Origin of the sequence: Streptomyces sp. NPDC059832 (genome assembly GCF_042731715.1) — a bacterium.
Taxonomy (GTDB): Bacteria; Actinomycetota; Actinomycetes; order Streptomycetales; family Streptomycetaceae; genus Streptomyces.
This window is the reverse complement of sequence record NZ_JBHWIY010000015.1, coordinates 72,200-97,967: the sequence shown is the minus strand read 5'-3', so window position 1 is coordinate 97,967 and position 25,768 is coordinate 72,200. Positions and strand designations below refer to the sequence as shown.

24 protein-coding genes are annotated in these 25,768 nt (G+C 72.6%); 12 read left to right on the top strand and 12 right to left on the bottom strand.

Annotated features, from left to right (window positions below):
• Window positions 1-66: 66 nt before the first annotated feature.
• The gene (locus ACFV8T_RS25770; protein ID WP_385331626.1) at window positions 67-582 is read right to left on the bottom strand and encodes a hypothetical protein; all 516 of its coding nucleotides are present in this window, start codon (window positions 580-582) and stop codon (window positions 67-69) included.
• Complete coding sequence (locus ACFV8T_RS25765; RefSeq protein ID WP_385331623.1) at window positions 579-1,556, bottom strand: GlxA family transcriptional regulator; 978 nt, start codon at window positions 1,554-1,556, stop codon at window positions 579-581. Before ACFV8T_RS25765 ends, ACFV8T_RS25770 begins: the two co-directional genes overlap by 4 nt.
• 70 nt (window positions 1,557-1,626) lie before the next feature.
• Between ACFV8T_RS25765 and ACFV8T_RS25760 the strand changes: the two genes are divergently transcribed.
• The gene (locus tag ACFV8T_RS25760) at window positions 1,627-3,015 is read left to right on the top strand and encodes an MFS transporter (protein WP_385331621.1); all 1,389 of its coding nucleotides are present in this window, start codon (window positions 1,627-1,629) and stop codon (window positions 3,013-3,015) included.
• Here ACFV8T_RS25760 and ACFV8T_RS25755 read toward each other — a convergent pair whose 3' ends face one another.
• Together ACFV8T_RS25755 and ACFV8T_RS25750 are read right to left on the bottom strand one after the other, a co-directional pair.
• A complete protein-coding gene (locus tag ACFV8T_RS25755; RefSeq protein ID WP_385331618.1) occupies window positions 3,016-3,627 on the bottom strand; it encodes a DUF1349 domain-containing protein in 612 nt (203 codons plus the stop codon).
• On the bottom strand, window positions 3,624-5,144 hold the full coding sequence (locus tag ACFV8T_RS25750) for an aldehyde dehydrogenase (NADP(+)) (protein WP_385331616.1): 1,521 nt from the start codon (window positions 5,142-5,144) through the stop codon (window positions 3,624-3,626). The genes ACFV8T_RS25755 and ACFV8T_RS25750 overlap by 4 nt, the downstream gene beginning before the upstream one ends.
• A gap of 189 nt (window positions 5,145-5,333) precedes the next feature.
• Between ACFV8T_RS25750 and ACFV8T_RS25745 the strand changes: the two genes are divergently transcribed.
• The 4 genes from ACFV8T_RS25745 to ACFV8T_RS25730 all read left to right on the top strand — a co-directional run bounded on the left by ACFV8T_RS25745 (window position 5,334) and on the right by ACFV8T_RS25730 (window position 9,650).
• Complete coding sequence (locus tag ACFV8T_RS25745) at window positions 5,334-6,104, top strand: IclR family transcriptional regulator (RefSeq protein ID WP_072483027.1); 771 nt, start codon at window positions 5,334-5,336, stop codon at window positions 6,102-6,104.
• Between the two features lie 2 nt (window positions 6,105-6,106).
• The gene (locus ACFV8T_RS25740; RefSeq protein WP_385331613.1) at window positions 6,107-6,580 is read left to right on the top strand and encodes a GNAT family N-acetyltransferase; all 474 of its coding nucleotides are present in this window, start codon (window positions 6,107-6,109) and stop codon (window positions 6,578-6,580) included.
• A 150-nt stretch (window positions 6,581-6,730) separates the two neighbouring features.
• Window positions 6,731-8,182 carry a peptidoglycan D,D-transpeptidase FtsI family protein gene (locus ACFV8T_RS25735; RefSeq protein WP_385331610.1) on the top strand — a complete coding sequence of 484 codons (1,452 nt, stop codon included), beginning with the start codon at window positions 6,731-6,733 and terminating at the stop codon, window positions 8,180-8,182.
• 235 nt (window positions 8,183-8,417) lie between these two features.
• Window positions 8,418-9,650, top strand: a complete 1,233-nt coding sequence (locus ACFV8T_RS25730; RefSeq protein WP_385331802.1) for an MFS transporter — start codon at window positions 8,418-8,420, stop codon at window positions 9,648-9,650.
• Here the strand turns inward: ACFV8T_RS25730 and ACFV8T_RS25725 are convergent.
• Together ACFV8T_RS25725 and ACFV8T_RS25720 are read right to left on the bottom strand one after the other, a co-directional pair.
• Window positions 9,633-10,811: a hypothetical protein gene (locus ACFV8T_RS25725; RefSeq protein WP_385331608.1), complete on the bottom strand. Its 1,179-nt coding sequence runs from the start codon at window positions 10,809-10,811 to the stop codon at window positions 9,633-9,635. The two genes, ACFV8T_RS25730 and ACFV8T_RS25725, sit on opposite strands and share 18 nt — an antisense overlap.
• The gene (locus tag ACFV8T_RS25720) at window positions 10,808-11,767 is read right to left on the bottom strand and encodes a 5-dehydro-4-deoxyglucarate dehydratase (RefSeq protein WP_385331606.1); all 960 of its coding nucleotides are present in this window, start codon (window positions 11,765-11,767) and stop codon (window positions 10,808-10,810) included. The genes ACFV8T_RS25725 and ACFV8T_RS25720 overlap by 4 nt, the downstream gene beginning before the upstream one ends.
• 342 nt (window positions 11,768-12,109) lie before the next feature.
• Here ACFV8T_RS25720 and ACFV8T_RS25715 point away from each other — a divergent pair, with 342 nt between their 5' ends.
• From ACFV8T_RS25715 to ACFV8T_RS25705, 3 genes are all read left to right on the top strand, one after another.
• A complete protein-coding gene (locus ACFV8T_RS25715) occupies window positions 12,110-12,919 on the top strand; it encodes an NAD-dependent epimerase/dehydratase family protein (protein ID WP_385331603.1) in 810 nt (269 codons plus the stop codon).
• An 83-nt stretch (window positions 12,920-13,002) separates the two neighbouring features.
• On the top strand, window positions 13,003-13,221 hold the full coding sequence (locus ACFV8T_RS25710; RefSeq protein ID WP_385331601.1) for a hypothetical protein: 219 nt from the start codon (window positions 13,003-13,005) through the stop codon (window positions 13,219-13,221).
• 140 nt (window positions 13,222-13,361) lie between these two features.
• On the top strand, window positions 13,362-14,579 hold the full coding sequence (locus ACFV8T_RS25705) for a TerD family protein (protein WP_385331599.1): 1,218 nt from the start codon (window positions 13,362-13,364) through the stop codon (window positions 14,577-14,579).
• 146 nt (window positions 14,580-14,725) lie between these two features.
• Here the strand turns inward: ACFV8T_RS25705 and ACFV8T_RS25700 are convergent, their stop codons facing one another.
• The 3 genes from ACFV8T_RS25700 to ACFV8T_RS25690 all read right to left on the bottom strand — a co-directional run bounded on the left by ACFV8T_RS25700 (window position 14,726) and on the right by ACFV8T_RS25690 (window position 18,381).
• Window positions 14,726-14,956 (bottom strand): hypothetical protein, encoded by a 231-nt coding sequence (locus tag ACFV8T_RS25700; protein WP_037711258.1) that lies wholly within the window; start codon window positions 14,954-14,956, stop codon window positions 14,726-14,728.
• Between the two features lie 291 nt (window positions 14,957-15,247).
• A complete protein-coding gene (locus ACFV8T_RS25695; protein ID WP_385331597.1) occupies window positions 15,248-16,726 on the bottom strand; it encodes an alkaline phosphatase PhoX in 1,479 nt (492 codons plus the stop codon).
• Between the two features lie 191 nt (window positions 16,727-16,917).
• Window positions 16,918-18,381, bottom strand: coding sequence for a hypothetical protein (locus tag ACFV8T_RS25690; protein WP_385331594.1), 1,464 nt, complete (start codon window positions 18,379-18,381; stop codon window positions 16,918-16,920).
• Between the two features lie 217 nt (window positions 18,382-18,598).
• Between ACFV8T_RS25690 and ACFV8T_RS25685 the strand changes: the two genes are divergently transcribed.
• Entirely contained in the window at window positions 18,599-20,458 is a 1,860-nt protein-coding gene (locus ACFV8T_RS25685) for an endonuclease/exonuclease/phosphatase family protein (RefSeq protein WP_385331592.1), read from the top strand.
• A gap of 8 nt (window positions 20,459-20,466) precedes the next feature.
• Here ACFV8T_RS25685 and ACFV8T_RS25680 read toward each other — a convergent pair whose 3' ends face one another.
• Window positions 20,467-21,180, bottom strand: coding sequence for an antibiotic biosynthesis monooxygenase (locus ACFV8T_RS25680; protein ID WP_385331589.1), 714 nt, complete (start codon window positions 21,178-21,180; stop codon window positions 20,467-20,469).
• A gap of 136 nt (window positions 21,181-21,316) precedes the next feature.
• Between ACFV8T_RS25680 and ACFV8T_RS25675 the strand changes: the two genes are divergently transcribed.
• Both ACFV8T_RS25675 and ACFV8T_RS25670 read left to right on the top strand, forming a co-directional pair.
• Window positions 21,317-22,450: a lipid II:glycine glycyltransferase FemX gene (locus tag ACFV8T_RS25675; RefSeq protein WP_385331586.1), complete on the top strand. Its 1,134-nt coding sequence runs from the start codon at window positions 21,317-21,319 to the stop codon at window positions 22,448-22,450.
• Window positions 22,451-22,481: 31 nt separating this feature from the next.
• Window positions 22,482-22,925, top strand: coding sequence for a GNAT family N-acetyltransferase (locus ACFV8T_RS25670; RefSeq protein ID WP_385331584.1), 444 nt, complete (start codon window positions 22,482-22,484; stop codon window positions 22,923-22,925).
• A gap of 73 nt (window positions 22,926-22,998) precedes the next feature.
• Here the strand turns inward: ACFV8T_RS25670 and ACFV8T_RS25665 are convergent, their stop codons facing one another.
• Window positions 22,999-23,634: a DUF4232 domain-containing protein gene (locus ACFV8T_RS25665; protein ID WP_385331799.1), complete on the bottom strand. Its 636-nt coding sequence runs from the start codon at window positions 23,632-23,634 to the stop codon at window positions 22,999-23,001.
• Window positions 23,635-23,850: 216 nt separating this feature from the next.
• Between ACFV8T_RS25665 and dapA the strand changes: the two genes are divergently transcribed.
• Window positions 23,851-24,735 carry a 4-hydroxy-tetrahydrodipicolinate synthase gene (dapA, locus tag ACFV8T_RS25660; RefSeq protein WP_385331581.1) on the top strand — a complete coding sequence of 295 codons (885 nt, stop codon included), beginning with the start codon at window positions 23,851-23,853 and terminating at the stop codon, window positions 24,733-24,735.
• On the opposite strand, the gene dapD is transcribed toward dapA, so the two are convergent.
• Complete coding sequence (gene dapD / locus ACFV8T_RS25655; protein ID WP_385331578.1) at window positions 24,732-25,721, bottom strand: 2,3,4,5-tetrahydropyridine-2,6-dicarboxylate N-succinyltransferase; 990 nt, start codon at window positions 25,719-25,721, stop codon at window positions 24,732-24,734. The genes dapA and dapD overlap by 4 nt on opposite strands.
• Window positions 25,722-25,768 lie beyond the last annotated feature (47 nt).

Genomic DNA, 25,768 nt, shown 5'->3' with positions numbered 1-25,768 from the left:
AGTGGTGGCGGAGCCACCCTCCGCTCCCGTGCACAACGCAGGAGCGGACTCCCACATTCCCCGTCGTCATTCCCCGTCGTCGAGCTCGACGATCGGCCGGTCGGCGACCACGGCCACCAGGATCATCGGTGCGTCGCCGTCGCACTGGTTGAGGGAGACCGCGACCCACCGGCCGTCCACCGGCCCCCACACCGCCAGGTCGCCGCGGCAGTCCGTGTCGCACAGCGCCCGGTACAGCGGCGGCAGGGGCTCGCCCGCGAGGTCGCGGAAGATCGGCACCCGCATGCCCGCCATCCGATGGGTACCCCACCGGCGGTCCAACTCGCCGACGAGCTCGGCGCGATGACCCGAGGCGGCCTCCTCGGCCTCCTCCCACTCGGGTCCGTACACGCCCACGAGATCGTCGCTCTCCCAGAGCGGCACGAGCCGGAAGCCCTCGCCCGCCGTCGCGCTCCACTCCCCGGTGTCCGGCTCCCCCTCGGCGACCGTCGGCCCCGCGGCCGGTACGGGCCCGGCGAGCAGCGCCTCGATGTCGGAGACCGCGCGCCCGGTCCCGAAGGTCTCCCCGCTCCGGGCGGTCACAGCGCCGCCGCCCCGGCCGGTGCGGCGAGTCTGCTGAAGGAGGCCCGGTACGCGCTGGGGGTGAGGCCGAGACGGCGCTGGATGTGCTGGCGCATCGAGTCGGCGGTGCCGAGGCCGCTCTCGCGGGCGACCCGGTCCATGGGGAGCGTGGTGGTCTCCAGCAGCTCGCGGGCCCGCTCGATGCGCTGGTGGAGCAGCCACTGGAGGGGGCTGAGCCCGGTCTCGGCGTGGAAGCGCCGGGAGAGCGTCCGTACCGAGACTCCCGCGTCGCGCGCCAGGTCGGTGAGGGTGAGCGGCTCGTCGAGGTGCCGCATCGCCCAGGCGCGGGTGCAGGCGAAGGAGACGCCGCGCTCGGGCGGCAGCGGGGTGTCGGTGAACTGTGTCTGGCCGCCGGGCCGTACCGGGGCGACGAGGGTGCGGCGGGCGACGCCGTTCGCGACGGCCGCGCCGTAGTCGGTGCGGATGATGTGGAGGCAGAGGTCGATCCCGGCGGCGTAGCCGGACGAGGTGAGGACCGGTCCGTCCTGGACGAAGAGCACGTCCTTCTGGAGGTCGACGCGGGGGTAGCGGTCGCCGAGCTCTTCCGTGTACGACCAGTACGTGGTGGCGGCGCGGCCGTCGAGCAGGCCCGCCTCGGCGAGGGCGAAGGCGCCGGTGCAGATGGAGGCGATGCGCTTGCCGTCGGCGGCGGCCCGGCGCAGTGCGGCGAGAATGCGCGGATCGGGCTCCTCGCGGGAGCCCGCACCGGCGATGATCACGGTGTCCGCGGTCCCGATGACCTCCAGGCCGTCGGCCATGTGCACATCGAGTCCGCCGCTGGTGCGGACGGGGCCGGGTTCCGGGGTGCAGAAGAGCGTCTCGTACCCCGGGGAGCCGTCGATCTCGACCTTGCCGAAGAGCATCTCGGGGATGGCGATGTTGAACATGGACACGGGCGGTGTCGCGATGACGACGACGCGGTGCGCGGGCGGCATGGCCAGAACCTCCGGAGGTATGGCGTTCAGGCCAGTACCCTACCCATGCCCCGGTGGCCAGGCTGGGCACATGCCCATACGGAACTCCCTGCGCACACCCGACACCACCGCCGAACTGCCGCACGCCCGACGCGCGTCGGCCCCCTCCCCCGCCCTGACCCTCACCGCCTCGCTGCTCGGCTTCGCGCTGATCATGCTGGACGCGTCGGTGGTCAATGTGGCGCTCCCGTCGATGGGTTCGGACCTCGGCGGCGGGATGGCCGGGCTGCAGTGGGTGGTCGACGCGTACACGATCGCCTTCGCGGCGCTGCTGCTCTCGACGGGCGCGTTCTCGGACCGGATCGGCGCGACGCGTGCGTACACCGTCGGGATCACCCTGTTCACGCTCGCGTCCGTCGCCTGCGGGCTGGCCCCGAACCTGCCGGCGCTGATCGGCTTCCGGGTGGTGCAGGGCATCGCGGCCGCGGTGGTGCTGCCGACGACGCTCGCCCTGGTGCGCCAGGCGTACGCCGATCCCGCGCAGCGCGGCCGTGCGGTGTCGCTGTGGGCGGCGGGCGGCACGACGGCGGCGGCGCTCGGTCCCGTCGCGGGCGGTGCGCTGACCACGGCCTGGGACTGGCGGGCGATCTTCTTCATCAATCTGCCGGTGGGCCTGGTCGCCCTCGCCCTGACGTTCCGCGCACCGCGCTCGCCGCGACGCCCCGCGCCGCTGGACCTGCCGGGCCAGCTGACCGCCGTACTCGCACTGGCCGCGCTGGCCTTCGCGGTGATCGAGCGGGGAACGACCGCCCTGGTGGCGCTCGGGGTGGCGGTGGTGTCGCTGGCCGTCTTCCTCCGCATCGAGTCGCACCACCCGCACCCGGTGGTGCCGCTGGGCCTGTTCCGTGACCGGACGGTGGCGGTGGCGGTGACCTCCGGCTCCGCGCTGAGCGTCGCGTTCTACGGGATGATCTTCGTCTTCAGCCTCTACTTCCAGCAGGTGCGCGACCGCTCGGCGCTCGCCGCGGGCCTGATGTTCCTGCCGATGACCGGGCTGCTCGTGGTGGTCAACGTGCTGTCGGGCAGGCTGGCCAACCGCTACGGCCCCAGGCTGCCGATGCTGACCGGCCAGCTGCTCTCGGTGGGCGGCCTGTTGCTCCTGCTGTTCGTCGGCACGGACACCCCCCTCCTCCTGACGTCCGCACTCCTGGTGCCGCTCGCCCTGGGCGCGGGCCTGGCCCTGCCGCCGCTGACCGCGGCCATGATGGAGGCCGTCCCGACGGACCGGGCGGGCGTCGCAGCGGGCGTCCTGAACGCCGCCCGCCAGGTCTCCGGCGGCCTGGGCGTGGCGGCGTTCGGCGCCCTGGTCGCGGGCGACTTCAAAACCGGCCTGCGGACCAGCCTGGTGATCAGTGCCGCACTGCTGACGCTGACGGCCCTGGCGACGACCCGGCTGGCGCGGGGCGGGGCGGGGAGCTGATCAGCTCCCGTCCCGCAGATCTTCCGGCCCCGTCGCACGGAACGCGATCCGGTCGAAGGACGCCTCGCAACCCTCGCCCGTCGGCGACTGGACCAGGAAGCCGATCGACGCCTCGGCCGCGCGCTGCGGGGTGCCGAGGGCGAAGACGCGGACGAAGGTCCACTTCTCGCCGTCGGATGAGGCGTGGAAGGCGAACGCGTTGCCCGTGCGGCTGAGGCGCAGCCAGCAGCTGTCGCCGTCCACGACGAAGGAGTTGACGTCGTCGGAGTGGCCGCGGGTGACGACCGTGCAGACGGTGGGGCGGTCCGGGGAGAGCTCCAGGCAGATCTTGGCCCACTCCCGTTCCCCGACGTGCAGGTAGAGCACCCCGGCGTCGAAGGCCGCCGCGAAGCCGACCTTCACCCGGGCGAGCAGCTGGAAGTCGCCCCGGGGTGCGGGGCCGAGCAGGCGGGGGGCGTCGCTCGCGGAGTCGAGGGTGTCGCCGCCCGGCGGTACGAAGCGGTCCTGGCGGGCGCCGGCGCGGCCGGTCAGGGTGCCGTTCTCGTACGTCCAGTCGCCGCCGGGGCCGAACGGGCTGAGCTCGAAGGGGAGTTCGGGAAGTTGCGGGGTCATGCGCGTCGTCCGTCCACTCGGCGGGGAAGGCCGAGGGGGTTGTCCTCCCGGAGCTCCGGCGGGAGCAGGGCCTCGGGGGTCGTCTGGTAGGTGACCGGGCGCAGCCAGCGTTCGACCGCGGTGGCACCGACCGACGTGGAGGTGGAGGTGGAGGCCGGGTAGGGGCCGCCGTGGTGCTGGGCGGGGGCGACGGCGACGCCGGTCGGCCAGCCGTTGACGAGGACCCGGCCGGCCAGCGGGGCGAGGGCCGCGAGGAGTCCGGGGGCGTCGGCGTCGGCGCCGTCCGTGGCGGTCTGGAGGGTGGCGGTGAGGTTGCCGGGGAGGCGGGAGAGCACGGCGGTGATCTCGTCGGGGGAGGTGTAGCGGGCGACGACGGTGACGGGGCCGAAGCACTCCTCCAGGAGTTCGTCGTGCGGGCCCTCGGTGGCGAGGAGCTGCGCCGGTACGGTGAGGAAGCCGGCCGAGACGGTGTGGTCGCCGCCCGCGCCGGGGGTGACCGGGGCCGCCACGCCGGGGAGTTCGGCCCGGGTCCGTACGCCCGCGACGAAGGCGTCGCGCATCCGGTGGTCGAGCAGGACCGCGGCCTCGGTGTCGCTGACCGCGTCGGTGAGGGACTTCAGCAGCCGGTCGCCCGTCTCGCCCGCCGGGGCCAGGACGAAGCCGGGCTTGGTGCAGAACTGGCCCGCGCCCATGGTCATCGAGCCCGCGAGCCCGGCGCCGATCTCCTCGGCGCGCTCGGCGGCGGCCGCCCCGGTGACGACGACGGGGTTGAGGGAGCCCAGTTCGCCGTGGAAGGGGATGGGGCGGGGGCGGGCCGCCGCGGCGTCGAACAGGGCGCGTCCGCCCCGGACCGAGCCGGTGAACCCGGCGGCGGCGACGAGCGGGTGGCGGATCAGCTCGATGCCCGCGTCGAAGCCGTGGACCAGGGTCAGCACGTCCTCGGGCAGGCCGGTCTTCGCCGCCGCCCTGCGCAGTACGGAGGCGCACAGTTCGGAGGTGGCGGGGTGGTCGGGGTGCGCCTTGACGACGACGGGGCAGCCGGCGGCCAGCGCGCTCGCGGTGTCGCCGCCGGGGACGGAGAAGGCGAGCGGGAAGTTGCTGGCCGCGTAGACGGCGACGACACCGAGCGGGACCTTGTAGCGGCGCAGGTCGGGCCAGGGCGGGGTCCGGGTGGCGTCCGCGTGGTCGATGTGGATGTCGAGGAAGGCGCCTTCGTCGACGATCTCCGCGAAGGCCCGCAACTGGGCGGCGGTGCGCGCGAGTTCACCGGTCAGCCGGGCCGGGCCGAGCGCGGTCTCCGCGTCGGCGGCCTCGATGACGTGCTCCCCGGCCTCGGTGAGCAGATCGGCCGCGGTGCGCAGGAAGGCGGCGCGCACCGTGCGGTCGGCGAGCGATTCACGTACCGCGTGGGCGGCCCGGACCGCGCGGTCGACCTCCTCCGCTGTAGCCTCCACGGCAACCTGCTCACGCGGGTTCCCGGTGCGGGGGTCGACGCTCCAGACTGGTGCTGCTGCCACCGTGATTCCTTCCGCTCACTGCCACACATCAGAAGTTGTTCGGTATTCTGAACATTGTTCCTGATCGTGAATATGAAGCGACTCTATTTCCGGGCGTTCAGTGTTGGCAAGGACGTCCAGTGTTGGCAAGAAGTCGCCGGTTCAAGAAGTCTCAGGGTTTCGCAAGTGGGCTGGAAGGGGCGTAGGGCGATGTCGGTTGCCGAATCCGGTGGGGCACAGGTCAAGTCCGCCGTACGGACGGTGGAGCTGCTCGAATACTTCGCGGGGCGGCCCGGCATGCACTCGCTCGCCGCGGTGCAGGAGGCCGTCGGCTATCCCAAGTCCAGCCTCTACATGCTGCTGCGCACGCTGGTGGAGCTGGGCTGGGTGGAGACCGACGCGACGGGCACGCGGTACGGGATCGGCGTACGGGCCCTGCTCGTCGGCACCTCCTACATCGACGGCGACGAGGTCGTCGCGGCGGCCCGGCCGACCCTGGACCGGCTCTCCGACGACACCACGGAGACCATCCACCTGGCGCGTCTCGACGGGACGAACGTGGTGTACCTCGCCACCCGCCAGTCGCAGCACTATCTGCGCCCCTTCACCCGCGTCGGCCGCCGGCTGCCCGCCCACTCCACCTCGCTCGGCAAGGCGCTGCTGGCCACCCACAGCGACGAGCAGGTCCGCAAGCTGCTCCCCGAGACGCTGCCCGCGCTGACCGAGCACACCATCACCGACCGCGAGAAGCTCATCGAGGAGCTGCACCTCATCCGCGAACAGGGGTACGCGGTGGACCGCGAGGAGAACACCCTCGGACTGCGCTGCTTCGGCGTCGCCGTCCCGTACCGCACCCCCGCCCGTGACGCCATCAGCTGCTCGGTGCCGGTCGCCCGGCTCACGCCCGCGCACGAACAGATGGTGAAGGACGCGCTGTTCGACGCCCGGGACCGGCTGACGCTCGCCACCCGGAGGCTCTGACCGTGCGGATCGCCCTGCGCAAGGTGCACGACAGCGATCTGCCGCTGTTCTTCGCGTTCATGTCCGACCCGGAGTCGGTCAGGACGGCCGCCTTCACCAGCGAGGACCCCACCGACCGGCAGGCCTTCGACGCCCATTGGCGGCGCGTCCTGGCCGACGGCTCCGTGGTGATGCGCACGGTGGTCGCGGACGGCGCGGTGGTCGGCAACGCCGGGGTGTACGGGCCCCCGGGCGACCGCCAGGTCACCTACTGGATCGACCGGGCGCAGTGGGGCCGCGGGCTCGCCACGGCCGCGCTGTCGGCGCTGCTCGACGCCGTACCGGATCGGCCGCTGCACGCACGGGCCGCGGCCGACAACACCGGCTCGCGCCGGGTGCTGGAGAAGTGCGGATTCGCCGTCACCGGCAAGGACCACGGATACGCGCACGCCCGCGGCGAGGAGACCGACGAGCTGCTGTTCACGCTGCCGGAATGACCGGACGGCAGCCCGCGCGCACCCAGGCGGTGACAGCGGCGTACGAGTCGGGTTTCATCGCCCCCGGGCGCCCCGGCCCGCCATGAGAAACCGGTGAGAATCGCCGCATTCGGGAACGGTGCGCGGCGCCCCGCTCGTCCCTCGGGCGGGATGAACAGAACGATCAGGCGCGCTTCGGTCTTCTGCCTGCTGCTGGTCCTCGCCCTGCTGGGGCGGGCGACCTGGGTGCAGGCGTACCAGGCACGGGCGCTCGCAGACGACGACCACAACCGGCGGAACACCATCGCGCAGTACGCGCAGCCGCTCGGCGACATCATCGTGGCCGGAAACCCGGTCACCGGATCGAAGAGGACGGTGGGCAGCGACCTCGCGTACCAGCGCACATACACCCAGGGGGAGCTCTACTCGGCCGTCACCGGCTACAGCTCGCAGGCATACGGCGCCACGCAGCTCGAAGGGATCTACAGCCATGTGCTGGACGGCACCGACGACCGGTTGAAGAACCCGGTGGGCGCGTTGACGCGCAAGCAGGCGGCCCCGGGCAACGTCCTGACGACGATCGACCCGGACGTGCAGAAGGCCGCGTACGAGGCGCTCGGCGACGACAAGGGGGCGGCGGTCGCGATCGACCCGAAGACCGGCCGGATCCTGGGCATGGTCTCGACCCCCTCGTACGACCCGTCGGCGATCAGCGGGACGACGGACGGCGAGGCCTGGCAGAAGCTGCTCGACGGCGAGGACAAGCCGATGGTCAACCGCGCGCTGCGGCAGCCGCTGGCGCCCGGCTCCACGTTCAAGCTGGTGGTGGCGGCCGCGGCGCTGGAGGACGGGCTGTACGGCTCGGTCGACGAGCGCACGGACAGCCCCAATCCGTACACGCTGCCCGGCACCAGCACCGTCCTGCGGAACGAGAGCGCGTCGGCGCCCTGCGAGAACGCCACGCTGCGCACCGCGCTCCAGTACTCCTGCAACAACGTCTTCGCGAAGGCCGCCGTCGACCTCGGCCAGGACAAGGTCAGGGCGATGGCGGAGAAGTTCGGCTTCAACACCGACAAGCTCGATGTGCCGGTACGGGCGTCCGCGAGCATCTACCCGTCCGGCATGGACAGGCCGCAGACGGCGCTCACGGGCATCGGCCAGTTCGAGGTCACCGCGACGCCGTTGCAGATGGCCATGGTCTCGGCCGCCCTCGCCAACGGCGGCGAACTGGCCGCGCCGCACATGGTGTCCGAGGTGACCGACTCCAAGGGCGGCACGCTTCAGGAGTTCGCGGACGGCGACACCGAGCGGGTGGTCTCGCAGTCCACCGCCGAGCAGCTGCGCAGCGCCATGGTGACCGTCGTCGAACAGGGCACCGGCACCAACGCCCGGATCGCCGGGGCCGAGGTGGGCGGGAAGACGGGTACCGCGCAGAACGGCGTGGGCAACAGCAAGACCCCGTACGCCTGGTTCACCTCGTACGCGAAGGACGCGTCCAGTGGCAAGGAGGTCGCGGTCGCCGTGGTCGTCGAGGACTCGGGCGCGGCGCGCTCGGAGGTCAGCGGCAACGGTCTGGCGGCGCCGATCGCCCAGAAGATGATGAAGGCGGCACTGGCGGGCTGAGAGGGCGGCGGGAGCCGTACGCCGGATCCGGCGCGGGCGCGTGGCCCCGGGCCCGCACCCGCGCCGGACGTGTTCACGGACGTCCGGCATGTGCCCTACTCCCCGCGCGGGGCCGGTTCCTCGCGCCGGGTGCGGAATAGGGCATCCTCCCGATGCCGCCGGGGCACCTCGGTCAGCAGCCTGGACCCATGACGAAGGCGCTGGTCGGGAGGGTTCGGTGGGTGCGGTGGGTACGGTGACGGGGTCGGCGACGGTGCGGGTGCTGCGGGACCGTACGGCCGGGCTGTTTCTGGTGGTGGTCGTCGTCTCGGGTTTCGGGACCTCCGCGATGTGGCTCGCGGCCGGGGTCTGGGTCAAGTCCCTGACCGGGTCGGACAGTCTGGCGGCGCTCGCCGTGTTCGCCATGTGGCTGCCGGTGCTGGTCGGGCCGGCGCTCGGGACGATCGCCGACCGGATTCCGGCGAAGCCGCTCCTCGTCGGGGCGAACCTCGTCATGGCGGGGCTGCTCACCTCGCTGACGACGGTCGATTCGGCGGGCCGGATCTGGGTCCTCTTCGTCGTGCTCGTCCTGTACGGCGCGAGTTTCGTCCTGATGGGCGCGGCCGAGTCGACGCTGATCGCCGGGGCCGTCGACGCCCGGCTGCTGGGTGATTTCAACGGGCTGCGGATGATGGCGAGCGAGGGCATGAAGCTGCTGGCGCCGCTGGCCGGTGCCGGGCTGTACGCACGGTTCGGGGGCGGGGCCGTGGCGCTGCTGGACGCGGCGTCGTTCGCGCTGGCGGCCGGGGTCTGCGTGCTGCTGCCGGCCCGGGAGCCCGCCGAGGCCGCACCGGCCGGCCGGCGGGGCGAACTCACCGCGGGCATACGGCAGGTGTGGGGTTCGCCGGTGCTGCGGCCGCTCGTGCTGGCGGGCTCGGTGGCGATGCTGTGCGCGGGGCTCAACGGGGCTGCGATCTACGCCGTCATCGACGATGTGCTGGGGCACTCCCCCACGTACGCGGGTGTGCTGTACGCGGTGCAGGGCGCCGGGTCCGTCGTGGTCGGGCTGCTGGCCGGTCCGCTGCTGCGGCGGCTTGCGGAGCGGGTGTTCACGGCGGCCGGGATCGCGCTGTTCGCGGTGGCGGTGGGGGTGCGGGCACTGCCGTACGACGCGGTGGCACTGGTGGCGAGCGCGGCCATCGGGGCCGGGCTGCCGTGTGTGCTGATCGCCGCGATGACGGCGGTGCAGCGGGAGACCCCGGAGGCCGTGCTGGGCCGCACCGCCGCGACCGCCAACACGATGATGATGGTGCCGAACGCGGTGGCACTGGCACTCGGCGCGGGCCTGATCGCGCTGGTGGACATCCGGGTGCTGCTGCCGCTGGTCGGCGCGGCGGGACTGCTGACCGCGACCCTGCTGGTGACGGGCCGGCGGGGGAGGCTGACGGACGCCCCCACCGGCCCGCTTCCTTCATCGGCGGAGGCGTGAAAGCGCTCCGGCGACGGCCCGGAGGTCGGGGTCGGACGCCAGCCCGGCGTGGTACAGCCGCAGTTGGTCCGCGCCGAGCGACGCGGCGTGCGCGGCGTCCCGCTCCAGCGTGGCGGGGCTGCCGCCCATCCCCGTGACCACGGAGAAGTTGGCCGCGAGCACCCCGTCGTGCCCGGCGAACGGGCCGAGTACGGCCTCGCGCGCCGCGTCGCCGCCGGTGCAGGGCAGCACCACGCCGTCCGCCACGGACAGGATGTGCTCCGGGTCGACACCGACGTTCGCACCGGTGCGGTGGGACGCGGGGTCGGCGTGCAGCAGCACCTGGAACCCCGGCTCCCCCGCCGCCCGTACGGCGGCGACCGCGGACTCCTGGAGCGTACGGGCGGCCTTGCCGCGCCACTGGAGGGTGGCGGCGGCGAGGTCGGCGCCGAGGAGCCTCCCGATGCCCGCCCGGCCGGCCTCCGCGGAACCGGAGCCGGCCCAGACCGGTTCCAGCGCCGCGCGCACGGCCGCGGCCAGCCCGTCGGCGTCCAGGCCGTGTGCGGCATAGCCGGTCCGGCAGTCGGAGCAGAAGCAGAGCGACATCAGGTACTGCGCCGCGTCCCCGAGCCCGACACCCGCGATCTTGTCGTGGGCGTGCAGATGCGCGAAGCCGTACCAGCCGCAGGACTCCAGTTCGGTGCCGCGCGCACCGGCGCGCACCGCCGCCTCCGCCGCCAGTGCGACCAGGTATTCGCGGACCGCGGGCCGGGCGATGCACGGGGCCCAGGGGTACCGGTCGCCGTAGGCGTTGACCACGGAGGTGTCCGGATGTTCGGCGCCCAGCCGGGAGTTGTGGGCCAGGACCACCCAGGTGTGGACCTCCAGACCGGCGCCGGCGAGGGCCTCGGCGGCCTCGGCGAACGGATCGTCCGAGGCCACCCAGGACTGCGGGTGGGGGCGCAGTTCGCGCCCCGCCCACCGGGCGGGGTCCGGCGGGTAGAGCACCGCGGCGTGCTCGGCGGTGACGATGCGGCGGGCGGGGTGACGCGGGGTCAGCGCCCGGGTGGAGTGGTAGGCGGCGGCGAGCGTCACCTGCTGGACACCCAGGTCCGCGACGCGGGCGGCCGCGTCCGGGTCGCCGATGACGTCCCAGGGGTAGAGGAAGGCCGAGGTCTTCACCCGCGCCGCTCCTGCCCGTACTTCTCCAGCAGGGCCCGGCCGCGCGCGATGATCGCGGCGAGCTCCTCGACGTGGGCGGCGGGCGGCTCGGTGAGCGGGGTGCGGACCTCGCCGACGTCCAGGCCGCCCAGCCGGACTCCCGCCTTGACGAGCGAGACGGCGTAGCCGCGGCCCTTGGCGCGCAGTTCGACGAGCGGGCGGTAGAAGTGGTCGAGCAGGGCGCCCGTCAGTTCGTCGTCGCCGGAGTCCATCGCCCGGTAGAAGGCGAGCGCGATGTCGGGCGCGAAGGCGAAGACGGCGGAGGAGTAGAGCGTGACGCCGATGCCGCGGTAGGCCGGGCCGGTGAGTTCGGCGGTGGGCAGCCCGTTGAAGTACAGGAAGTCCCGGCCCGGCAGTTCGGTGCGGACGGCGCTGACGATGCGCTGCATCAGATCGAGGTCGCCGTAGCCGTCCTTGAGACCGATGACGCCGGGCGTCCCGGCCAGTGCGACGACGGTCGCGGGGGTGAAGACGGCGTTGTCGCGCTGGTAGACGATCGTCTCCAGGGAGGTGGCCGCGGCGAGCGCGGCGTAGTGGCCCAGCAGCCCTTCCTGGTCGGCGACGACGAGATACGGGGGCATGGCGAGGAGCCCGTCCGCGCCCGCTTCCTCGGCGAGCTTCGCGTACTGGATCGCGAGCGCCGTGCCGTATCCGGCCCCCGCGACGACGGGCACCTCTCCGGCGGTCTCCTCGACGGCCGCGGCGACGACACGGCGGAACTCCTCCGGCGTGAGCGCGTGGAACTCACCGGTGCCGCAGCAGGCGAAGACCGCCGCCGCGCCGGCGTCGACACCGGCCCGCACATGCGCGCGGAAGGCGTCGAGGTCGACGGCGCCGTCCGGTCCGTACGCGGTGACGGGGAAGAAGAGCGGCCCGGCGACACGGCCGAGTCGGGCGGCAAGAGGGGCTGAGGTCACTGGCGCTCCCTGAGCGGGTTCAGGCGTGCACAATTCTGATCGGTGTCCATATTCATGAACACCTTCACGCTAAGGCAGCCGTCCGGCACAGGTCAAGGAGGGGAACGCGCGAGACAGCCGACCCCGAAGGCGGAGTTGAGGCGGAGTCACAGACTCCGGGCGAGCGGCACCCGCCCCCGGGCCGCACACTTGACTCCGTACGCCAGGGCTTCTTAGCTTGTCCACGCATATGAATGTCGTCCATGGATTTGATGTCCCGCGGGCAGGTGTCGCAGGTACCGCAGGGGCCGTGCCGCGCGCCCAGGCCGCGCGTGGGCACCTACGTACCGAGGAGATCCGCGTATGCCCGCTCCCCGCACCGTCCTGCTCACCGGCGCCGCCGGCGGCCTCGGCACCCTGATGCGCGGACTCCTGCCCGCGTACGGCTACGAGCTCCGCCTCTTCGACGTCGTCCCCGTCGAGGGCGAGCCGGACGCGATCACCGCCGATCTCGGCGACCGGGAGGCGCTGCGCGAGGCCGTGCGGGGTGTCGACGCGATCATCCACCTCGCGGGCATCTCCCTGGAAGCCTCTTTCGACAAGATTCTCCGGGCGAACATCGAGGGCACGTACAACCTCTACGAGGCCGCGCGCGACGAGGGCGTGCGGCGCATCGTGTTCGCCTCCTCCAACCATGTCGTCGGCTACACCCCCCGGCCGCTGCCCGGCGACCCGCTGATCCCCATCGGCGCCCCGCGCCGCCCCGACACCTTCTACGGCCTGTCCAAGTCGTTCGGGGAGGACCTCGCCCAGCTGTACTGGGACCGGCACGGCATGGAGACCGTCTCGGTGCGCATCGGCTCCTGCTTCCCCGAGCCGACATCGGTACGGATGCTCTCGGTCTGGATGAGCCCCGCGGACGGCGCCCGGCTCTTCCACGCCGCGCTCACCGCCGAGGACGTGCGGCACACCGTCGTCCACGGCTCGTCCGACAACACCCGGCTGTGGTGGGACCTGACGACGGCCCGCTCGCTGGGATACGAGCCGCGGGACGACTCGGAGCCGTACGCGGCCCGGCTCGTCGCCGAACAGGGCGAACTGGACCCGGACAACCCCGACCACGCCCACCTCGGCGGCCACTTCTGCACCAACCCGCCGATCTGGCCGCGCTGACGACGGCTCGGGGCCGCGGAGATCCGCGGGTCCGGGGAAATCCGCGCGACGGAGCGGCCGTGCGGCGGGCAGGATGCGGAGCCATGCCGAGACCTTCCGGATTCCTGTACGAGCAGCACGGCGACGCGAGCGTCACCCTCACCCACCACGGCCGCCCCGCGGGCACACTGCGCGGCGGCCGGGCGGAGAAGTTCCTGGCCGAGGTGGAGTCGGGGGACGCACAGCTGGTGATGGCCCGCTGGACGGGGGCGTACAAGCACGGCAACGAGCGCGCCGCCCGCAACCACCCCCGCAACCGCTGACGGGGCGTACGGGCGGGCGCCCGCCCCGCACGGCCGAAGATCCACGAAGATCCACGGAGGCCGGCCGAAGAGCCGCGAAGGTCGGCGAAGGTCGGCGAAGGTAAGGGAACGGCAAAGCGAAGTCGTTCGTTACCCCGAGCATGACCGCTATGACCCCCGGCTCGAACATCCCTCTCTCCGCGGCCCGCGTGGCAGTGGACGTCTCCGCACCGGTGCGGCTCGACGTTTCGGGCCTGCTGCTCACCGTCGACGGCAAGGTCCGCTCCGACGACGACTTCATCTTCTACAACCAGCCCAACGGCCCCGGCGTGACCTACCGCTCCGGCGGCGGCACCGCGCCGGACGCGATCGTGGTGGACACCGCCGCGGTCCCGCCCGGCATCGAGAAGATCGTCGTCACGGCGAGCCCGGACGCGGCGGGCCAGACCTTCCAGGGCATCGAACCCACCGCGACGGTGCGCAACGCCGACGACGGCAGCGTGCTCGCCACGTTCACCCCGCCCCGGCTGGGCACCGAGACGGCGCTCGTGGTCATCGAGGTCTACCTCCGCAACGGCGCCTGGAAGGCCCGCGCAGTCGGCCAGGGCTACGCGAACGGACTGGCCGGTATCGCCACGGACTTCGGCGTCTCGGTCGAGGAGGAGCCCGCCGCCGCACCGGCCCCCGCGCCCGTGGCGCCCCCGGTGCCCGCCGCCGCACCGGTGGACCCCCGGATCGCCGCGCCCCCGGTCCCCGCCGCCCCGCCGGCTCCGCCCGCCGCCCCGCCCGCGCCCGCCGGCGGCAAGATCAACCTCGACAAGGGCCGGGTCAGCCTCCAGAAGAACCAGACGGTCTCCCTGGTCAAGGGCGGCCGTCCGCTGCTCTCCCAGGTCAAGATGGGCCTCGGCTGGGAGCCCGCGTTCCGGGGCAAGGACATCGACCTCGACGCCTCCGTGATCGCCTACGGCCCCAACCGGAACCACCTGGACAGCTGCTACTTCGGCAAGCTCTCCATCCTGAACGGCGCGATCAAGCACTCCGGCGACAACCTCACGGGCGAGGGCGCGGGTGACGACGAGGTGATCGTCGTGGACCTGGGCCGGATCCCGGCGGAGGCGACCGGCCTGGTCTTCACGGTCAACTCGTTCACCGGCCAGAAGTTCACCGAGGTAGCCAAGGCCTACTGCCGACTGGTCGACGCGGCCACCGGCGAGGAGCTGGTCCGCTTCGACCTGACCGGCGCCGAGCCGCAGACCGGCGTGATGATGGCCAAGCTGATCAAGCAGTTCTCCGGCGAGTGGGAGATGACGGCCATGGGCGACTTCGTGAAGTCGCGCACCGTCCGCGGCATGGTGAAGCCCGCCGCCCAGGCGCTGTGAACGGGGCGTAGACCTCCCGATACGGCTTCAGGGGCACCTGCGGGTGCAGGTGCCCCTGAAACCGGAGAGCGTGACGGGGACGCGGACGCTGCGCGTACTCGCCGCCTCTCCCCGAGCCCGGTCGGCTCTCGGAGCTTGGCCGGCTCTCAGAGCTTGGTCAGCTTGGAGTACGGGCTCAGGATCCTCCCCTGTCGCCCCGAGAAGTCGATGAGCACCGCGTCGTTGTCGCCTTCGACGGCAAGGACGCGGCCGAGACCGAACTGGTCGTGCGACACCCTGTCGCCCACATCGAACAATTCGACCGGTGGGGCCGCCTGGGCCGGGCGGTTGAAGGGACTGGACGGCAGGTGGCGCCGGGAACCGGCTGACTGTTTCATTACCTTGAGTATGCGCCCTGGGAACGCCCGACGCCATGCCCGTTCGCCCCTGGGGGCGCACTGATGCCGGATTCGTGACCCGCCGGAGGCGGGCGGTTCCGCGCCCCGGCCCGTCTCCGGCGGCGACATCATGCGCGACGCCGCGTCCGAAAGACCCCCGAAGGTGTGGCGCATCCCGCCCCCCGGCGGGGCGTGTCCGGCCCCCGCCACCGGCCCCTGGCGTGGGCCTCCCGCGCCGGGGGGCACCCGTACGAGCTGCCGCCGCGCCGGGGGCAGCCGTACGAGCTGCCGCTACTTCTGCGGCTGGCGCTTCCACGGGCCGGTGATGGCGAGCATGATGCCCGGCGTCTGGATGTTGGCGTACAGCGTCCGGCCGTCGGGCGAGAACGTGACACCGGTGAACTCGCTGTACTCCGGCTCCGCCTCGCTGCCGATGTTCAGCTCGTTGCGCGCGATGGGGTAGGTCCGGCCGCTCCCGGTCGCCCCGAAGAGGTGCTGGATGCCGTCGCCGTCCTCGGCGATGACCAGGCCGCCGTACGGCGAGACGGTGATGTTGTCCGGGCCGTCGAAGGCGCCGTCCTTCGACGGGTCGGCGTTCACGCCGAGGAGCACCTTGAGCGTCAGCGTGCGGCGCTTCGGGTCGTAGAACCAGACCTGGCCGTCGTGCTGGACGGGGCTCTCGGAACGGGCGAACGAGGAGACGATGTAGGTGCCGCCGTCGCCCCACCACATGCCTTCGAGCTTGCGGGCGCGGGTGACCTCGCCGTCGGCGAACTGCTTGCGCACCGAGACGGTCCTGGCGTCACGGTCGGGCACGTCGACCCAGTCCACGCCGTACACCGTGCCGATCTTCGTGGCGCGGGACAGGTCGTCGACGAACTTGCCGCTGCTGTCGAAGCACTTGGTGGCCTGGAGGACACCGGCGTCGTCGGCGAGCGTGCGCAGCTTGCCGCGGCCGTGCCGGAAGCCGTGCGGCGGGACCCAGCGGTAGAGCAGTCCGTTGGGACCGGAGGCGTCCTCGGTCAGGTACGCGTGGCCGCGCTTGGGGTCGATGACGACGGCCTCGTGGGCGTACCGGCCGAACGCCTTGATCGGGTGCGGGTCGCGGTTGGCGTGCCGGTCGTACGGGTCGACCTCGAAGACGTAGCCGTGGTCCTTGAGCAGGCCGTTCTTGCCGGCCTTGTCCTCGGTCTCCTCGCAGGTGAGCCAGGTGCCCCACGGGGAGGCGCCACCGGCGCAGTTGGTGGACGTACCGGCGATGCCGACCCACTCGGCGGTGCGGCCGTCGCGGCGGGTCTCCACGACGGTGCAGCCGCCGGCCGCGACCGGGTCGTAGACGAGGCCCTCGGCGAGCGGCACCGGGTGCTCCCAGCCGGCCCGGGTGCCGCTGAGCTCGTGGTTGTTGACCAGCAGGGTGACGCCGCGCGGGCCCTCGAAGGTGGCCGTGCCGTCGTGGTTGGAGGGGGTGTACTCGCCGGACTCCAGCTTGGTGACACCGCTGTGGGTGATGACCTTGTACGAGAAGCCGGCGGGGAGCGCGAGCAGGCCCTCGGGGTCGGCGATCAGCGGCCCGTAGCCGGGCTCGCGGCCGTGCCCGTGACCGTGGTCGTGCCCGTGGCCGTCGTGGCCGTCGTGGCCGTGACCGTGCTTCGGGTCCCCGGCGGCCAGGGCGCCCGGGGCCGTGGCCAGCGCCGCGACGGTACCGGTCAGCGCGATGCCGGCACCGGTGAGGGCGGACTGTCTGGTGAATTCCCTGCGCGTGAAGGACATCACGTACTCCTGGGGGGACTGGGCGGGTTGTTGGCGCGCCCACAGTCGCGCCCCCGCGCCAACACCAGTTGAACTGCGGGCGACGCCGAGGGGCATCCTTCCTGTGCACTTGGCCGGAATGAATGCCCTGAAGTCGCCGTTCGCCGCCGACCGACCCGTTCGCGCCGCCCGCGTCATGCCTGGCCGGGCAGTCAGGACCCCTTGCGCGACCGGGCCTTGAACGCCGCCTTGCGGGCCTCCTTGGCCTTCTTCTTGTCGCTGTGCAGCCGGCCCATCGCTTCGAGGACGTCCGCGGTCGCCGGGTGCTCCACCCGCCAGGCCTCGTCGAAGAAGCCGCTGTGCTGGCCCGCCAGGCCCTCGACCAGGCCCTGGAGTTCGTCCAGATCGCCGTCGGCCTCCAGCTGGGCCGCGATCGTGTCGATGGCGAGCCAGAAGATCATCGACTCCGGCGGTGCGGGTACACCGGCCGCGCCCAGCTCCGCGAGCCAGACCCGGGCGAGGCCGCCCAGCTCGGGGTCGTCCAGCACCGCGCGCACCGCGGGCTCCGCCTCCGCGCCGACCAGGGCGAGCGCCTGCTGGCAGTGCAGCCTGCGCAGCGGTGCCTGCTGATCCGTTCCGCGTGCCGCCGAGAGGAGTTCGGCCGCCGCACCGTCCGCACCGCCGCGCCGGGCGAGCCACAGCTCGACCTCGCTGCCGGCCGCCGCCTCGGGGTAGTACGCGATGCCGCCGAGCAGTGCGTCGGCGCCCTTGTCCGCCAGGTCGCCGATGGCCGGGGCGTCCACCCCGGCCTCCAGCATCCGGGCCCGCAGGCCGTACAGGCCGAGGGGGGTGAGCTTCACCATTCCGTACCGGGTGACGTCCTCGTCGTCGGCCGGCGGGGTGGCCTCCTCGCCCTCCTCGACCAGCAACGCCTCGTCCACCGGGCGGTATTCGACGATCCCGATGGGTTCGAGGACCCGGAACTGGTCGTCGAGGCGCATCATCGCCTCGGACACCATCTCCAGGACGTCGTCGGTGGGTTCGCCCATGTCGTCGGGCACGATCACCGAGGCGGCGAGGGCGGGCAGCGGCACGGGAGCGGGGTCCGTGCCACCGTGGCCGTCGCCGACGGTGAGCAGATACAGATTGCCGAGGACCCCGTCGAGGAATTCCGCCTCGATCTCCGGGTCCCAGTCCAGGGACTCGAAGTCGATCGAGCCGTCCTCGCCGATGAGTTCGGCGAGGTCGTCGAAGACGGGCGCGGTGGCGTCGGCGTGGACGGCCTCCAGGCCGTCGAGCCAGATCGACAGGATGTCCTTCGGCGAACCTCCGGTGACGAGCGCCAGGTTCTCACCGGCGGTCGCGGTCCCCTCCGCGTCCGGTCCGGCGTCCTCGCCGGGGTCCTCGACGTCGATGAGCCCCGCGTCGACCGCGAGCCGCCACGCCTCGCTCGCCTCCGCCGCACCGTCCTCGTCGGCCGCCAGGCCGAGGTGCTCGGCCGCCGCGGGCAGTTGGGCGTCGACGAGCTCGCCGCCGGCGCCGACCCGGGTCCCGTCGCCCGCCCAGCGGGCGAGCCGGACGGCGCGGGCGAGCAGCGGCGCGGCGAGCGCGTCCCGTGCCAGCTCGGCCTCGGTGAGCAGCCGTACGGGCGGCAGGGTGGGGCGCTCTGCGGACATCAGGTGACTCTCCTCGGGGCGTGCCGGGCGTACGGATCGGGCGTACTGGGCGTACGGATCGGGCGGCCCAAGCGTAGACGTATTTCGCCCCATGCCGCCCGGTTCATGCAACGGACAACAGCAGTCCACCCGGGAGACCTTGACAACGGCCTTGCGCACACAAGAGATTGACGCGCGTAGACCTCCACTCAGACCCTCGATACCCCCGGAGCCCGTGATGCCTGCCGCATCGTCCAGAACGACCGCCGTCTCCGCCGTAGTCACCGCCGCGCTCGCCGCCGGTCTGCTCACCGGCGCCGCCACCACCTCCGCGTCCGCCTCCGCCACCCCCGCCCAGGCCGTGGACGGCCAGGTCCGGATCCACGACATCCAGGGCTCCACCCGGATATCCCCGCTCGTCGGCCGGCAGGTCGGTGAGGTGCCGGGCATCGTCACCGGAGTGCGGACGTACGGCTCGAAGGGCTTCTGGTTCCAGGACCCGAACCCCGACGCCGACCCCGCCACCAGCGAGGGCGTCTTCGTCTACACCGGCTCCGCGCCCACCGTCGCGGTCGGTGACGCGGTCACCGTCTCCGGCACGGTCACCGAGTACGTCCCGGGCGGCCTCGACTCCGGCAACCAGTCGCTCACCCAGATCAGCAAGCCCACCGTCGCCGTGGTGTCCTCCGGCAACGCCCTGCCCGAGCCGGTGCGGGTCTCGGAGCGCTCGGTCCCCTCCCGGTACGCCCCGGAGGGTGATCCCGCCGCGGGCGGCTCCGTCAACGCGCTGACCCTGCGGCCGTCCCGCTACGCCCTCGACTACTACGAGTCGATCGAAGGCATGAACATCCGCGTCGGCACCTCGCGGGTGGTCGGCGCCACCGACGCGCACGCCGAGCTGTGGGTGACGGTGAAGCCGCGCGAGAACGACGCCCGCCGCGGCGGCACCGTCTACGGCTCGTACGACGCGCAGAACACCGGACGGCTGCAGATCCAGTCCCTGGTGCCGCTCGCCGAGCAGCCCTTCCCCAAGGCCGACGTGGGCGACGTGCTGTCCGGTACGACCGAGGGCCCGCTCGACTTCAACCAGTACGGCGGCTACACGCTGACCGCCCGCACCATGGGCACGGTCACCGCCAAGGGCCTGCGGCGGGAGGTCACCCGCAAGCAGCGCGGTGGCGAGCTGGCCGTGGCGACGTACAACGTCGAGAACCTCGACCCGACCGACCCGCAGGAGAAGTTCGACGCGCTCGCCGCCGCGGTCGTCGACAACCTCGCCTCGCCCGACATCGTGGCGCTGGAGGAGATCCAGGACAACAACGGCGCGAAGAGCGACGGCACGGTCGCCGCCGACCTGACGGTGAAGAAGTTCACCGACGCGATCGTGGCGGCGGGCGGCCCGGCGTACGAGTGGCGCTCCATCGACCCGCAGGACAAGAAGGACGGCGGCGAGCCCGGCGGCAACATCCGCCAGGTGTTCCTCTTCAACCCGGAGCGGGTCTCGTTCACCGACCGGGCCGGCGGCGACGCGACGACGGCGACCGATGTCGTACGGGAGCGGGGCCGCGCCGCCCTGACCTTCTCCCCCGGCCGGATCGACCCGGCGAACGCGGCGTGGGAGAACAGCCGCAAGCCGCTCGTCGGCGAGTTCGGCTTCCGCGGCCGTCCGGTCTTCGTCGTCGCCAACCACTTCGCGTCCAAGGGCGGCGACGAGTCCATCTTCTCGGAGCACCAGCCGCCGTCCCGTTCCTCGGAGGTCCAGCGGCACGCGCAGGGCCAGGCGGTCAACACCTTCGTCAAGAAGCTGCTGAGCGTCCAGAAGAACGCGGACGTCCTGGTCGTCGGCGACATCAACGACTTCGAGTTCTCCGGCACGGCCAAGGCGCTGACGGCCGGGGGCGTGCTGTACCCGGCGATCAAGTCCCTGCCGCGCTCGGAGCGTTACAGCTACGTCTACCAGGGCAACAGCCAGGTCCTCGACCAGATCCTGACCAGCCCGTCGATCCACGACTACCACTACGACAGCGTGCACATCAACGCCGAGTTCGCCGACCAGAACAGCGACCACGACCCGCAGGTGCTCCGCTTCCGCCCGTAGCGGCGGACCTACGCGCCCGCCCCCGGCCGGATGCTGAGGGCGGGCGTGTACCGGTGCACCCCGCCGCCGGTCACCCCCGGGTACGACCGCACCCGTTCCCACTGCGGCGTGAGCGACCCGATCCCGGCACCGGGCGCGGCCAGGGCGTCGATGTGGGCCCCGGCACTCTCCCATTCGGCGTAGTTGAGCACGCGCGTCCCGTCGGTGCTCACATGGAAGTGCCCGGAGATGCCGCCGGGGGCGTGCGCCGGGTCGGTCCCCAGCGCCTCGAACACGGTGTCCACCCAGTCCCGTTGCCGGGCCTTGTCCGCACCCTCGAACTCGACGTCGACGATCACGACGCAGCCCGGCTCCCGCCCGTCTCCCTCACCCGGCGACACGGAACGGTAGAGCTCCAGGGTGTGCAGCCCGAGCCGCCGGATGCCCGGCACCGCGGCGTCGATGTCCGCGTTGCGCTCGTCCCTGCCCTGCCGGAAGAAGTCCTGGTACGCCTGCTCACCACTCCACTGGCTGTAGTGGAACAGGGTCTTCCCGTCCTCACCGGCATGGACGGTGTACGAAAGAAGTCCCGGATGGGGCCACTCCCGGCCGTCCCACGCCTCACGAATGGCCTCGATCGTCCGCCGCATGCGCTCCGGGGTGCCGACATCCCAGGTGCTCGCCTTGGCGAGTCCGACATCGTTTCGGGCAAGATCGGGACGGGATTGGAATCGCACGCTCATGCCTGGTCCTCCTGACCGGGGCGCCCGGGTGGTGCGCCGTTGCCGACCACCCTGGTACGTCAAGCGCGCTTGAGGTCAACAGCACGCCCCGTCGACACCGTCAGGCCCACCGACAGCACAACGAACGGAGTACCGCATGGCACCCCACCTCAGGACGATCAGCCGCGAGGAGCATCTGGCGTTCGTCGCGAGCCGTCCGGCCGCGAGCCATATGCAGGTTCCGTCGTGGGGCGATGTGAAGCCCGACTGGCGCGCGGAGAGCATCGGCTGGTTCGAGCGGGACGCTGCGGGCGGGGAACGGATCGTCGGAGCCGGGCTCGTCCTGTACCGGCCGATCCCCCGGGTGAAGCGCTATCTGGCCTATCTGCCGGAGGGCCCGGTCATCGACTGGCACAACACGGAGCTGGGGCAGTGGCTGGAGCCGATGCTGGCGCATCTGAAGGCACAGGGCGCGTTCTCGGTCCGCATGGGCCCGCCGGTGGTCGCCCGGCGCTGGGACGCCCGTACCGTCAAGGACGCCATCGCCGACCCGGCCTCGGGGCGCCTGCGCGACGTGCCACCGGACGAGGAGGAGCCGCGGGCCGCCGAGGTCGTGGAGCGGCTGCGCGGGCTGGGCTGGCGACGGGGCGAGGAGGAGAGCGAGGACGGTTTCAGCGCGGGACAGCCCCGGTACGTCTTCCAGGTCCCGTTCGCCGGGCTGTCGCTGGAGGAGATCCGGGGCAATCTGAACCAGCAGTGGCGCCGCAACATCAAGAAGGCGGAGAAGGCGGGCGTCAAGGTCGTCGAGGGCGACTACGAGGACCTCCCGGCCTTCTACGAGCTGTACCGCGAGACGGCCGAACGCGACCGCTTCATCCCTCGTCCGCTCGCCTACTTCCAGCGCATGTGGACCGTGCTGCGGGCCGAGGCCCCCGACCGGATGCGGCTCTACCTCGCCCAGCACGACGGGGAGACGCTCTCCGCGGCGACGATGCTGACCGTGGGGAACCACGTCTGGTACTCCTACGGCGCCTCGACCGGCCGCAGGCGCGAGGTCCAGCCCAGCAATGCCATCCAGTGGCGCATGATGAGCGACGCGCACGAACGGGGCGCGGCCGTCTACGACCTGCGCGGCATCACCGACACCCTGGACGAGAGCAACCATCTGGTGGGCCTGCTGCGCTTCAAGGTCGGCACGGGCGGCCGGGCCGCGGAGTACATCGGCGAGTGGGACTACCCGATCAACAAGGTGCTCCACAAGGCCTTCACCCTCTACATGGCCCGCCGCTGAGCGGCGCGGCACCCGTGGCAGACTCCGGAACATGATCCTTCGCACCGCCACCCGGGCCGACCTGCCGGCCGTCCTCGCCCTGCTCGCCGACGAGGAGCGGGTCCTCGATCCGGCCTCGGTCGCGATCGACGACGCGTACGAGAGGGCCTTCGCCGCCATCGAGAGCGACCCGCGCAACGAGATGCTGGTGCTGGTGGACGGTGACACCGTGCTGGGCTGCGCCCAGGCGACGTACATACCGGGGCTCGGCAGGAACGGCGAGGAGCGGGTGCTGATCGAGGCGGTACGGGTCAGGGCCGACCGGCGGGGCGGCGGGCTGGGGCGGGAGCTGATGAGGCAGGCCGTCGACCGGGCCCGGCTGCGGGGGTGCGGGCTGATGCAGCTGACCAGCGGCAAGCCGCGCGCGGACGCGCACCGGTTCTACGAGTCGCTGGGCTTCGCCCGCAGCCACGAGGGCTTCAAGCTCGCCCTCTGAACCCGCGCCGCCGTGCTGCCGCCGGGGCCCGGCCGACTCCGACCCGGCCATGATCCGGATTACGGGACAGCCCTCAGGCGGAATCGGCCCGCCACGCGGTCATGTTGAGCTCGTCGAGCAGCCGTACGTCGCTGCCCTTGAGCGGGAAGGTGCGCGCCTCCAGGCCGGGGGTCGGTGCGATCTCCAGGGCGTCGCCCTCGATGAGGTCGCCGCCGGTCGGGGTGGAGACCCAGGCCAGCAGTGATCGCATCGTCCTGCCCGGCTTCAGCATGACCTCCTGCGGCCCGCGGTCGCTGCCCATGTAGGAGGAGCCCGGGTTCACCGGGACGGGCAGCGGGTCACCGGCCTCGTCCAGGGCCCGGACGGACGGGTAGCCGTGGACCCGGTACGGCTTGCTGCCGCAGTTGGTGAGGGTGAGCCCGACGGCCCGGTGGCCGAGCGCCGCCTCCACCTCGCCCATGTCGACGACGACGCCGGAGGACGGGCAGCCCGCCCGGACGGTGGGTGCGGGGCCGGGTCCCTGTGCGCCCGGCGGCCGGTCGGAATGCGCGGCCGGGACGCTGGGGAACGGTGTCGGCAGCTTGTCGGCGTGCACCCCGCCGGGCAGCCGCGACACGCTCGGCGTCGGTTCGGGCTCGCCCTCGCCCGCCGGTACGAGGAACCCGGCGCATCCGGAGAGCGAGAGCCCCAGCACCCCGGCCAGGAGCACCGCCGTCACCGGCCTTCGTCTCCCGTGCCCCGTTCCGGTCCCCGCCCCTGCCAGTCCTCGCACGCTCACGCACCCACCCCGGTCTCGGCCTGCCGCATAGGCGTTCGATCATGCCAGAGCGCGCGGCCCGGCCCCGGCGACTGTTGAGTGCTGCTTCCCCCACACCCCAAGCAGATCTAAGTGGACCTTCACGGTCCGGTCGACCGAGACTTCGGTATGACCGCACCCACAGCCCCCTTCGGCCGCGCGCTCTGCGCCATGATCACGCCGTTCACCGCCTCCGGCGAGCTGGACCCGGACGCGGCCGGGAAGCACGCCGCCGCCCTGGTCGCCGATGGTTGCGACGGCCTGGTGCTGAGCGGCACCACCGGCGAGTCGCCGACCACCACCGACGCCGAGAAGACCGCGCTGCTGCGGGCGGTCCGGGCGGCGGTCGGTGACGGCGTGCCGATCGTCGCCGGGGTCGGCAGCGCGGACACCCGGCACACCGTGGACCTCGCCCGACAGGCCGAACAGGCAGGCGCGGACGGCCTGTTGGTCGTGGCGCCGTACTACAGCCGGCCGCCGCAGGCCGCCGTCGAGGCACACTTCAGGCGCGTCGCCGACGCGACCGGGCTTCCGCTGATGCTGTACGACATCCCCGGCCGCACCGGCACCCGCATCGAGCCGGAGACCCTGCTGCGGCTCGCGGAGCACCCCCGCGTCGCGGCCGTGAAGGACTGCGCGTACGACCTGCTCGGCTCCACGAAGGTGATCGGCGCGACCTCGCTGGCGTACTACTCGGGCTGCGAGGAGCTGAATCTGCCGTTGTACGCGGTGGGCGCGGCGGGCTATGTCAGCACGGTCGCCAATGTGGCGCCGCGTCGGCTGAGGGCGGTCCTGGACGCGTTCGACGCCGGGGACACCGCCGGGGCCGCCCGGCTCAACCTGCTGAACGCTCCTCTCGCGGAGGCGATGATGGCGTCCGGGCTGCCCGGCACGGTCACGGCCAAGGCACTGCTCGGCGCCGGACCGGTCCGCGAACCGCTGCAGCCCGCCGGGCGCGAGGCGACCGACGGGCTGCGGCGGGTCTACGAGGAACTGCTGGCCGCCACGGATTAGTTGTGGCTGTGCAGGACGTCGTTGAGGCCGTCCCAGACCGCGTTGTTCGGGCGGGCCTCGACGGCGCCGGAGACCGAGTTGCGGCGGAAGAGGATGTTCGAGGCGCCGGAGAGCTCGCGGGCCTTGACGATCTGGCCGTCCGGCAGCGTGATGCGGGTACCGGCCGTGACGTAGAGCCCGGCCTCGACGACGCACTCGTCGCCGAGCGCGATCCCGACGCCGGCCTCGGCGCCGATCAGGCAGCGCTCGCCGATGACGATGCGCTCCTTGCCGCCGCCGGAGAGGGTGCCCATGGTGGAGGCGCCGCCGCCGATGTCGGAGCCGTTGCCGACGACGACACCCGCGGAGATGCGGCCCTCGACCATCGACGCGCCGAGGGTGCCCGCGTTGAAGTTGACGAAGCCCTCGTGCATGACGGTCGTGCCGGCGGCGAGGTGCGCGCCGAGGCGGACCCGGTCGGCGTCGGCGATCCGGACGCCCTTCGGCGCGACGTAGTCCGTCATCCGGGGGAACTTGTCGACCGAGGTGACCTGGAGGTGCAGGCCCTCGGCGCGGGCGTTCAGCCGCACCTTCTCCACGTCGTCCACGGCGACCGGGCCGAGCGAGGTCCAGGCGACGTTGGCGAGGAGGCCGAAGAGTCCGTCCAGGTTCTGGCCGTGCGGCCGGACGAGGCGGTGCGAGAGGAGGTGCAGGCGCAGGTACGCGTCGTGGGCGTCGAGCGGCTTGTCGTCGAGCGAGGCGATGACCGTACGTACGGCGACGATCTCGACACCGCGGCGGGCGTCCACGCCGATGGCCTTGGCGGCCCCCTCGCCGAGGAGGTTGACGGCCTGGTCGGGGGTGAGCCGTTCGGTTCCGGCGGGGCCGGGCTCGGCGGTGAGCTCGGGGGCGGGGAACCAGGTGTCGAGAACGGAACCGTCGCCGGCGATGGTGGCGAGGCCGGCGGCGACGGCGCCGGTGGTGCGAGCAGGAGTCGTGTCGGTCATGACACGAAACCTAACCGGCCAGGCACCGCGGGAGCCAACCGGTCCCG

Excerpts from the sequence above, each read along its gene's own strand:
- ACFV8T_RS25765 (WP_385331623.1), bottom strand. The coding sequence starts at position 1,556 with ATGCCGCCCGCGCACCGCGTCGTCGTCATCGCGACACCGCCCGTGTCC.
- ACFV8T_RS25760 (WP_385331621.1), top strand. The coding sequence starts at position 1,627 with ATGCCCATACGGAACTCCCTGCGCACACCCGACACCACCGCCGAACTG.
- ACFV8T_RS25755 (WP_385331618.1), bottom strand. The coding sequence starts at position 3,627 with ATGACCCCGCAACTTCCCGAACTCCCCTTCGAGCTCAGCCCGTTCGGC.
- ACFV8T_RS25745 (WP_072483027.1), top strand. The coding sequence starts at position 5,334 with ATGTCGGTTGCCGAATCCGGTGGGGCACAGGTCAAGTCCGCCGTACGG.
- ACFV8T_RS25735 (WP_385331610.1), top strand. The coding sequence starts at position 6,731 with ATGAACAGAACGATCAGGCGCGCTTCGGTCTTCTGCCTGCTGCTGGTC.
- ACFV8T_RS25715 (WP_385331603.1), top strand. The coding sequence starts at position 12,110 with ATGCCCGCTCCCCGCACCGTCCTGCTCACCGGCGCCGCCGGCGGCCTC.
- ACFV8T_RS25710 (WP_385331601.1), top strand. The coding sequence starts at position 13,003 with ATGCCGAGACCTTCCGGATTCCTGTACGAGCAGCACGGCGACGCGAGC.
- ACFV8T_RS25705 (WP_385331599.1), top strand. The coding sequence starts at position 13,362 with ATGACCGCTATGACCCCCGGCTCGAACATCCCTCTCTCCGCGGCCCGC.
- ACFV8T_RS25700 (WP_037711258.1), bottom strand. The coding sequence starts at position 14,956 with ATGAAACAGTCAGCCGGTTCCCGGCGCCACCTGCCGTCCAGTCCCTTC.
- ACFV8T_RS25695 (WP_385331597.1), bottom strand. The coding sequence starts at position 16,726 with ATGTCCTTCACGCGCAGGGAATTCACCAGACAGTCCGCCCTCACCGGT.
- ACFV8T_RS25690 (WP_385331594.1), bottom strand. The coding sequence starts at position 18,381 with ATGTCCGCAGAGCGCCCCACCCTGCCGCCCGTACGGCTGCTCACCGAG.
- ACFV8T_RS25685 (WP_385331592.1), top strand. The coding sequence starts at position 18,599 with ATGCCTGCCGCATCGTCCAGAACGACCGCCGTCTCCGCCGTAGTCACC.
- ACFV8T_RS25680 (WP_385331589.1), bottom strand. The coding sequence starts at position 21,180 with ATGAGCGTGCGATTCCAATCCCGTCCCGATCTTGCCCGAAACGATGTC.
- ACFV8T_RS25675 (WP_385331586.1), top strand. The coding sequence starts at position 21,317 with ATGGCACCCCACCTCAGGACGATCAGCCGCGAGGAGCATCTGGCGTTC.
- ACFV8T_RS25670 (WP_385331584.1), top strand. The coding sequence starts at position 22,482 with ATGATCCTTCGCACCGCCACCCGGGCCGACCTGCCGGCCGTCCTCGCC.
- dapA (WP_385331581.1), top strand. The coding sequence starts at position 23,851 with ATGACCGCACCCACAGCCCCCTTCGGCCGCGCGCTCTGCGCCATGATC.
- dapD (WP_385331578.1), bottom strand. The coding sequence starts at position 25,721 with ATGACCGACACGACTCCTGCTCGCACCACCGGCGCCGTCGCCGCCGGC.